This is a genomic window from Gordonibacter sp. An230 (assembly GCF_002159915.1).
In the GTDB taxonomy this organism is placed as follows: Bacteria; Actinomycetota; Coriobacteriia; order Coriobacteriales; family Eggerthellaceae; genus Rubneribacter.
This window is the reverse complement of record NZ_NFJP01000036.1, coordinates 25,749-33,420: the sequence shown is the minus strand read 5'-3', so window position 1 is coordinate 33,420 and position 7,672 is coordinate 25,749. Positions and strand designations below refer to the sequence as shown.

The window sequence follows — 7,672 nt, the reverse complement described above, 5'->3', positions numbered from 1 at the left end:
GGGGGCGGCCGGGGGGGGGGGGTTTTTCGTGACTGCTCGACGTCGACGCCCTTTATGATGTCGGTGCGCTATCATTCGTGTTGGAATAACGACCTAACCGCTACGAGTTCGACAAGGACGATTTCTATGACCCGATTCATCGACGGCCTCACGGCTGTTCTGGCAGGACATGGCTTCGACGCCGAATCCGGCCCGTATCTCCTGATCAACGACGTCGACGCCGGTGTCCAGCATCGTTTTTCCGTGCGCGGACGCACCTTCTCGCTGCGCCGTTTGCCGCGCCGTCGCTGCGTCGGCCGCTTCGATCTGGCCACCTCCGAGAAGAGCTGCTGTCCGCTCAACGTGGAGCTACTTCCCGACGCCAAGGAGACAATGTGCCCCGCATGCGTCGAGGCGACCGGCTTCAACCCGTCGTTTTACTATGCCGACTTCGTCTCGCCCCAGCAGCGCGCCTACAACCTCACGCCGCATTTCGTCTACCTCGCGTATTTCTCGCCGCAGCACGTGAAGGCCGGCATCTCATCCGAGACGCGCGGCATCGAGCGGCTGCTCGAGCAGGGTGCACGGGCGGCGCGCGTCGTGGGGCGCTTCTCATGCGCCGATGAGGCGCGCGAGCTGGAGGCGGCTCTGTGCGCGCAGCCGGGCATCCTCGAGACGATGCGCGCGTCGCTCAAGACGCGTCTGCTCGTGGAGGAGCGATACGACCCCGCCGAGGCCGTGCGCGTTTTGGACGAGCGGGCGGCGGTGCTTGCCGAGGTTCCCGCAGTGGCGCAGACGGGTTTCGCTCCCGAGCCCGTTCAGGATCTCTCCCCTTACTATTTCGGCGGTCCCTCGCCTGATTGTCATGATCTGCAGGTTCCCGAGGGGCACGACAACGAGTGCGGCGGGCGCTGCATCGGCATGGTGGGCGGCGCGCTTGTGTTCGAGCAGGGCGGCACGAACTACGTCGTGTCCGTGAAGGAGTGGGAGTCCCACGAGGTGGAGCTGCTCGTGGACGAAGTGGTGTGCGAGTACGCCTACGAGCCTCAGCAGATCTCGCTATTCTAGGGACGACGGCGGCGCGGGACGGGACGGGTCCCGCATTCGCTGCGCGGGCGATCGCTCAGCCGGCTTTGCGACTCAGCTTGAACAGCATGATTTGGCTGAACGCGCTAATTCCCAGGCATGCGAAGGCCAGGACCCACCAGAAGCTCCTCATGAGCACGAACGGGGTCTCGAGCAGGAAGCCCGCGACGAACGGGATCCCTGCTCGCTCCCAGAGCCCGGGCGTGAAGTAGAGCGACCGGGGATCCGCCATCGCCGCAAGGTCGACGCCTCCGTTGAACGCGGCAGACACCGCGAGGCAGAGGGATCCGGCGAGCAGCGGAAGCGTGTGAAGGGCGATCGCCCGGTAGCGGCTCGCCCGCGACGCCGTGTCCGAGAATATGTCGTCCGCCGGGTCGTCGCCGACCGCCTCGAAATACTGGAAGCCGGAGCTCTTGCTTCCCCAAACGTGCCGCCATCCCGCGTCATGGAAGAGCAGGACGTAGTCGTCGAAGTCCGCCAGGGTTCTGAAAACGCGGTAATCGATCCGGTAGACGCGCCTTCCCGCGTCCGCCTTGTCGAAGTCGTATCCGAGCAAGCCGCGGCTTCGAAACGCCCATCCCTCCTCAGCTAGGCGGCCGAGCCAGGCAGCCTCTTTGTCCAGGTCGTAAAAGCTCGCGAGTTTACGCATGGTCGCCTCCGGATTCCCTCGCCGCTCGGGCCATGTGCTCGATCCGCCGGACGTCGAGTTCGAGCACCTCGCTGCCGTACGGCGTGATCTGGTAGGTTTTCCTGCGGCCGTCCGGCGACCCCACCTGGCAGATGAGGCCCTGCCTCTGCAGGTTGTCCAGCGCCCCGTACATGGTTCCGGCCGCCATGGACACCGCGCCGCCGCTCAGTTCCTTGACCTTCTGCATGACCAGGTAGCCGTGCGCAGGCTGGCGCAGCGCGAGCAGCGTGTAGAACGCGGTCTCGGTCAAGGGGAGGTGCTTGTCTCTACTGGCCATGCGGGTCGCTCTCGGTCGTCGGCATCTGCATGCCGCATTATACAGTCATACTGTATATAGTGCAACTGCATAGCGTCGAACGAGCTTCGAGGCGGCTGCACGCCAACCGAGCCTCTTGCGCACGAAAATCCTCCACGTGAAAGGTTTTCAGCGACCGACACGAACGCTGTTTTTTCATGAACTGGGGAAACGCTAGAACTTTTCTGCTTCAGGAAGCCGATGGCCGCCCTTTTCCGCCTGCCGGGCATTCACGAAGAAGTTTTTTGTGCGGATCGCGCTCGATTCGGCGCGGCTCTGCGCATGCGGGCGGGCCCGCGGCCGTTCGTGTCGTAAAATGATGCGTATCGTTGAAAACGCTTGCTTTAGCACTCTACTGTGATAAAGTATCGGAGCGCGAGGACTGCAGCGTGCCTCAGGCGCGTCGCGGCTCCGGGGCGAATGCTTCACGTGAAGCATTCGTTCGCATCGACGCCATCCCGGCTGCGGCCGGCCAGCGAAAGGAAGAGGCGAGGAATGAACCTGGTGACGCCGGCGGGATTCCGGGACGTGCTGTGCGACGAGGCGGCGGCGCGCGAGCGCATCGCCCGCGACGTGCAAGCGTGCTTCGCCGAGCGCGGCTACCTGCCCATCGAGACGCCCACGCTCGAGGTCATGGACGTCATGCGCGCGGGCGGCCGCGTGCCGGGATCGCCGTTCAAATTCTTCGACGCGCGGGGCGACCTCCTGGCCATGCGCCCCGACGTGACGCTGCAGGTGGCGCGCATGTGCGCGACGCGCTTCGCCGGACAGGCGGGGCCGCTGCGCTTCCGCTACATGCAGCGCGTGTTCCGCGAGGCCGACGGACGTGCGCAGGCCGAGGCGCGCGAGATGACGCAGATCGGCATCGAGTGCGTCGGCGAGGCCGGCGCCTGGGCCGATGCCGAGGTGGTGGAGCTGCTCGCCAATGCGCTCGAGCTGGTCGGCGCGCGCGGCTGCCGCCTGGCGCTCGCCACCGTGGGTGTGCTGCGGGCGCTGCTCGCCTCTTGTGGGGCTCCCGAAGCGTGGAGGGAGCAGGTGCTCGACGCCTACCACCGCTCCAACTTCGTCGAGCTCGACCGCCTGACGGGGGATGGCGCCGCCGAGGCAGGCGTTCCGTCGGCGTTTGCCTCGGCCATCCGCGCCCTGCCGCGCATCCGCGGGGGGCGCGAGGCTATCGACGAGGTGCGCGCGCTCGTGGAGCCGCTCGGCTGCGAGGGCGGCCTCGACGCGTTCGCGGTCACGTTCGACCTGCTGGCCGATCGCGGGCTGGCCGATAAACTGCTTGTGGACTTCTCGGTCATGAGCTCGTTCGACTACTACACGGGCATCGTGTTCGAGGCCTATGCGCCCGGTCTGGGTTCGCCGCTCGGCAGCGGCGGCCGTTACGACAACATGGTCGCCGCCTACGGCGAGAGCCGTCCCGCCGCCGGCTTCGCCTTCTTCCTCGAGCAGGCCATGGCGGCGTCTTCCGTTCCGCCGGCTTGCCGGCCGACGGAACGTGCCGACGCTGCGGCTTCCCCTGGCGCCCGATCTCGCGGCGATGCCGGAGGCTCGCGTGCCGAAGTGCGCCACGCCTCCGTCATCCCCACGATCTCGGATGCCGGGGAAGCCCTCGCTGACAGGTGCGAACCTGCGGATTCAAAGCCCCTGCGCATCGCGGTGCCGAAGGGCTCGCTCAACGCCGACACGGTGGCGGCGCTCGAGGCGGCGGGCCTCGATGTAACCGGCCTTGCGAACCCGGGGCGGCAGCTCATCATCCGCAACCCCGGCGTCGAGTACGTCATCGTGCGGCCCACCGACGCGCCGGCCTTCGTGGCGTCGGGCGCGGCGGACTGCGGTATCTGCGGCAAGGACTCGCTGCTCGAGGCCGAGCGCGACGTCGTGGAGCTCGTCGACCTCGGATACGGCGCGTGCCGCTTCGTCGTGGCCGAGCCCGCCGGAGCCGCCGAGGCCACGGGCGAGCACTATCGCCGTCTCGGCTCCATCCGCGTGGCCACGAAGTACCCGCGCATCACGGCCGCCCATTACGCCAAGACCGGCGTCCAGGTGGAGATCGTGAAGCTGCACGGCAACATCGAGCTCGCCCCGCTCACGGGCATGGCCGAGCGCATCGTGGACATCACGGCAACCGGCACAACCCTGCGCGAGAACGACCTCGTGGTGGTCGACGAGGTGCTCTCCTCGACCGCCCGCTTCTTCTCGAACACCTGCGCGTTCCGCACCGACGCGCGTATCGTACAATTGGCCCGCACGCTCGCGCGCGACGCGCTGAGCGCGGCCGCCGAGGAAAGGAAGTAGACCATGCGCCGCATCATCCTCAAAGCAGGCGAGGAATTCTCCAACGCCCACCTCAAGCGTACCGGCGCGTTCAACGCAGCCGCGCTCACGGCGGCCACCGCCATCGTCGAGGACGTGCGCGAACGGGGCGACGCCGCTCTGCGCGAGCTCACGGAAAAGTTCGACGGCGTGCGCGTGGAGGGCTTCCGCGTGAGCCAGGCCGCCATCGCCGAGGCCGCAGCCGCGGTCGACGACAAGCTGGCAGACGCCCTGCGCGCTGCCGCGAAGCAGATCCGCGACTTCCACGAGCGCCAGCGCCAGCAGAGCTGGTTCACCGTGCGCGAGGACGGCGCGCTCGTGGGCTCGAAGGTGGAGCCGCTGGAGTCCGTGGGCATCTACGTGCCGGGCGGACGCGCGCTCTACCCGTCGTCGGTGCTGATGAACGCGCTGCCGGCCGCTGTTGCGGGCGTGAAGCGCATCGTGTGCGTCACGCCTCCCACCGCCGACGGCTCACTCGACCCCGCCGTCATCGAGGCCTGCCGCCTTTCCGGCGTCACCGAGATCTACGCGGTGGGCGGCGCGCAGGCGGTGGCCGCGCTCGCCTACGGCACCGAGTCCATCGCGCCGGTGGACAAGATCACCGGCCCCGGCAACGCCTACGTGGCGGCCGCGAAGAAGATCGTGTCGGGCGATGTGGGCGTCGACATGATCGCCGGTCCCTCCGAGGTGTGCGTCGTGGCCGACTCCACGGCCGACCCCGCGCTCGTGGCCATCGACCTCATGGCCCAGGCCGAGCACGACCCGCTTGCCGCATGCTACCTGGTCGTCCTCGACGAGGAGTACGCCGACGAGGTGGAGCGCATGGTGGAACGCCACCTCGCGTCCTCCACGCGCGCCGAGATCACGACGGCGTCGCTCGCCGACCAGGGGCTCGTCGTAGTGTGCCAGGACTTGGCGCAGGCTGTCGAGGCCGTGAACGTCATCGCGCCCGAGCACTTGGAGCTGCACGTTGACCACGCCTTCGACCTCTTGGGCGCCATCCGCAATGCCGGCGCCATCTTCCTGGGCGCGTGGACGCCCGAGGCTGTGGGCGACTACGTGGCCGGCCCCAACCACACGCTGCCAACCGGCGGCACGGCTCGCTTCTCCTCGCCGCTTTCCGTCGACGACTTCGTGAAGAAGTCGAGCGTCATCCAGTACTCCTCGGCCGCGCTCGCCGACGATGCCGACGCCGTCATGGCCATCGCGCGCCACGAGGGCCTGTGGGCGCACGCGATGAGCGTCGAGATGCGCAAGAACCTGCTCGACTGGGGCAACGTCTACGGGATCGAGGGCGGCGACGGGGCGCGCCGCGGGGACGGTGGAGCCGATGCGTAGCGTGTGCTGCTCGGCCCCGCAGCTCGCGGGCCTTACGCCCTACGACCCCAAGTACCTGCCGGCCGATGCGCTCCTCTCGGCGAACGAGAACCCGCACGACGTGGATCAGGAGGTTCGCCACGAGATCATGCGCGAGGTGAAGCGCGTGGCCTTGAACCGCTACCCGGATCCGCTCGCCAACGACCTGCGCGACATGATCGCCGAGGCGAACGGGCTCGACCGCGACCAGGTGCTCGTGGGCAACGGCGGCGACGAGCTGCTGTTCAACCTTGCGCTCGCGTGGGGCGGGCCGGGCCGCACGTGCTTGAACCTGCCACCCACGTTCTCGGTGTACGAGGCGAACGCGCGCCTCACGAACACGGCGGTGGTGGACGTGCCGCGTCGGCCCGACTTCTCCATCGACGAGGAGGCCGTGCTCGCGCGCCTGGCCGAGGGCGGCATCGACTACCTCGTCATCACGAGCCCCAACAATCCCACGGGCCAGCTCGCCAGCGAGGAGTTCATGCTGCGCGTGCTCGACGCCACCGACGCGCTCGTCATGGTGGACGAGGCGTACTTCGAGTTCTCGCGCCAGACGATGCGCCCCTACCTGGCACAGCACAAGAACCTCGTGATCCTGCGCACGTTCTCGAAGGCGTTCTCCCTGGCCGGTGTGCGCATGGGCTACCTTCTGGGCGACGCCGAGGTCATCCGCGAGTTCGTCAAGGTGCGCCAGCCGTACTCGGTGGACGCCGTGTCGCAGGCCATCGCGCGCGTCGTGTACGCGAACCGCGCGAAGTTCGAGCCGGGCATCCGCGCCATCATCGAGGAGCGCGCCCGCGTCGTCGACGGCCTCAAGCGCATCCCCGGCGTGAAGCCGTACCCGTCGGACGCGAACTACGTGCTGTTCCGCCTGGAGAACGCCGGCACCGCCTGGGAGATGCTCTACGGCCGCGGCGTGCTCGTGCGCGATTTCTCGCGCGCGCCGGGCTTGGAGGACTGCCTGCGCGTGAGCATCGGCTCACGTGAGGAGAACGACGCGTTCTTGCGCGCCTTGCGCGATGCCGTGATGGGGAAGTGCGACTTGAAGGTTCCGTCGGCCTGACGGCCGCCGGAACGGGCCGACGCTGCGGTTCGGATTCCGACGGCCTGCCGGCCGCCGGAACGGGCCGACGCTGCGGACTTCCGTGGCACCCGATCTTGGCGCTTTTTCGCTTGCCCTCACGTGCAAAAGCACGCTCGGCCGCGAAACACGCCAATCTCGGGCACCACGAAAGCCCTCGCTGACTTTGCTGGACCAGTGAGCTTAGAGAAAGAGACGAACATGAACCAACGAACTGCCATTGTCGAGCGCACCACGAACGAGACGGACATCCGCATCGCCGTGAACCTCGACGGCACGGGCATCGTCGACGCGGAGACGGGCATCGGGTTTTTCGACCACATGCTCGCGGCGTTCGGGCGGCACGGGCTGTTCGACCTCGACGTCCGCGCGAAGGGCGACCTCGAGGTCGACGGGCACCACACGGTCGAGGACACGGGCATCGTGCTGGGCCAGGCCGTCGCCCGTGCGCTCGGCGACAAGCGCGGCATCGCGCGGTTCGGCTCGCTCGCGCTGCCGATGGACGAGGCGCTCGTGCTGGCGGCCGTTGACATCTCCGGCCGCGGTCAGCTGCACTGGGCCGTGGACGTACCGTGCGTCATGCTGGGCTCGTTCGACGCGTCGCTCGCCAAGGAGTTCTTCATCGCCTTCGCCGCGAACGCGGGCCTTACCCTGCATGTGCGCAGCTTGGCGGGCGAGAACGCGCACCACCTGGTGGAGGCGTCGTTCAAGGCCGCCGCGCGGGCCCTGCGCCAGGCCGTCGAATGCGACCCGCGCATCGGCGACGCCCTGCCTTCCACGAAGGGCGCGCTGTAGGGTTCCGTCGGCCTGACGGCCGCCGGAACGGGCCGACGCTGCGGGCTTCCGCGGCACCCGATCTTGGCGCTTT

Annotated in this window: 7 protein-coding genes; 5 read left to right on the top strand and 2 right to left on the bottom strand. The window is 68.1% G+C overall.

The annotated features are described in order from the left end of the window. Positions 1-126 precede the first annotated feature (126 nt). Positions 127-1,047, top strand: coding sequence for a DUF2797 domain-containing protein (locus B5F40_RS14345; protein ID WP_087194958.1), 921 nt, complete (start codon positions 127-129; stop codon positions 1,045-1,047). A 55-nt stretch (positions 1,048-1,102) separates the two neighbouring features. Here B5F40_RS14345 and B5F40_RS14340 read toward each other — a convergent pair whose 3' ends face one another. Then, on the bottom strand, positions 1,103-1,714 hold the full coding sequence (locus B5F40_RS14340; RefSeq protein WP_087194957.1) for a DUF2812 domain-containing protein: 612 nt from the start codon (positions 1,712-1,714) through the stop codon (positions 1,103-1,105). Beyond that, entirely contained in the window at positions 1,707-2,030 is a 324-nt protein-coding gene (locus B5F40_RS14335) for a PadR family transcriptional regulator (RefSeq protein ID WP_087194956.1), read from the bottom strand. Before B5F40_RS14335 ends, B5F40_RS14340 begins: the two co-directional genes overlap by 8 nt. Positions 2,031-2,543: 513 nt before the next feature. Here B5F40_RS14335 and hisZ point away from each other — a divergent pair. The 4 genes from hisZ to hisB all read left to right on the top strand — a co-directional run bounded on the left by hisZ (position 2,544) and on the right by hisB (position 7,599). Continuing rightward, positions 2,544-4,346: an ATP phosphoribosyltransferase regulatory subunit gene (hisZ, locus tag B5F40_RS16755; RefSeq protein WP_087194955.1), complete on the top strand. Its 1,803-nt coding sequence runs from the start codon at positions 2,544-2,546 to the stop codon at positions 4,344-4,346. Between the two features lie 3 nt (positions 4,347-4,349). Continuing rightward, a complete protein-coding gene (gene hisD, locus B5F40_RS14325) occupies positions 4,350-5,702 on the top strand; it encodes a histidinol dehydrogenase (protein ID WP_087194954.1) in 1,353 nt (450 codons plus the stop codon). After that, positions 5,695-6,786, top strand: coding sequence for a histidinol-phosphate transaminase (hisC, locus tag B5F40_RS14320; protein ID WP_087194953.1), 1,092 nt, complete (start codon positions 5,695-5,697; stop codon positions 6,784-6,786). Before hisD ends, hisC begins: the two co-directional genes overlap by 8 nt. Before the next feature lie 219 nt (positions 6,787-7,005). Beyond that, positions 7,006-7,599 carry an imidazoleglycerol-phosphate dehydratase HisB gene (gene hisB, locus B5F40_RS14315; protein ID WP_087194952.1) on the top strand — a complete coding sequence of 198 codons (594 nt, stop codon included), beginning with the start codon at positions 7,006-7,008 and terminating at the stop codon, positions 7,597-7,599. Positions 7,600-7,672 lie beyond the last annotated feature (73 nt).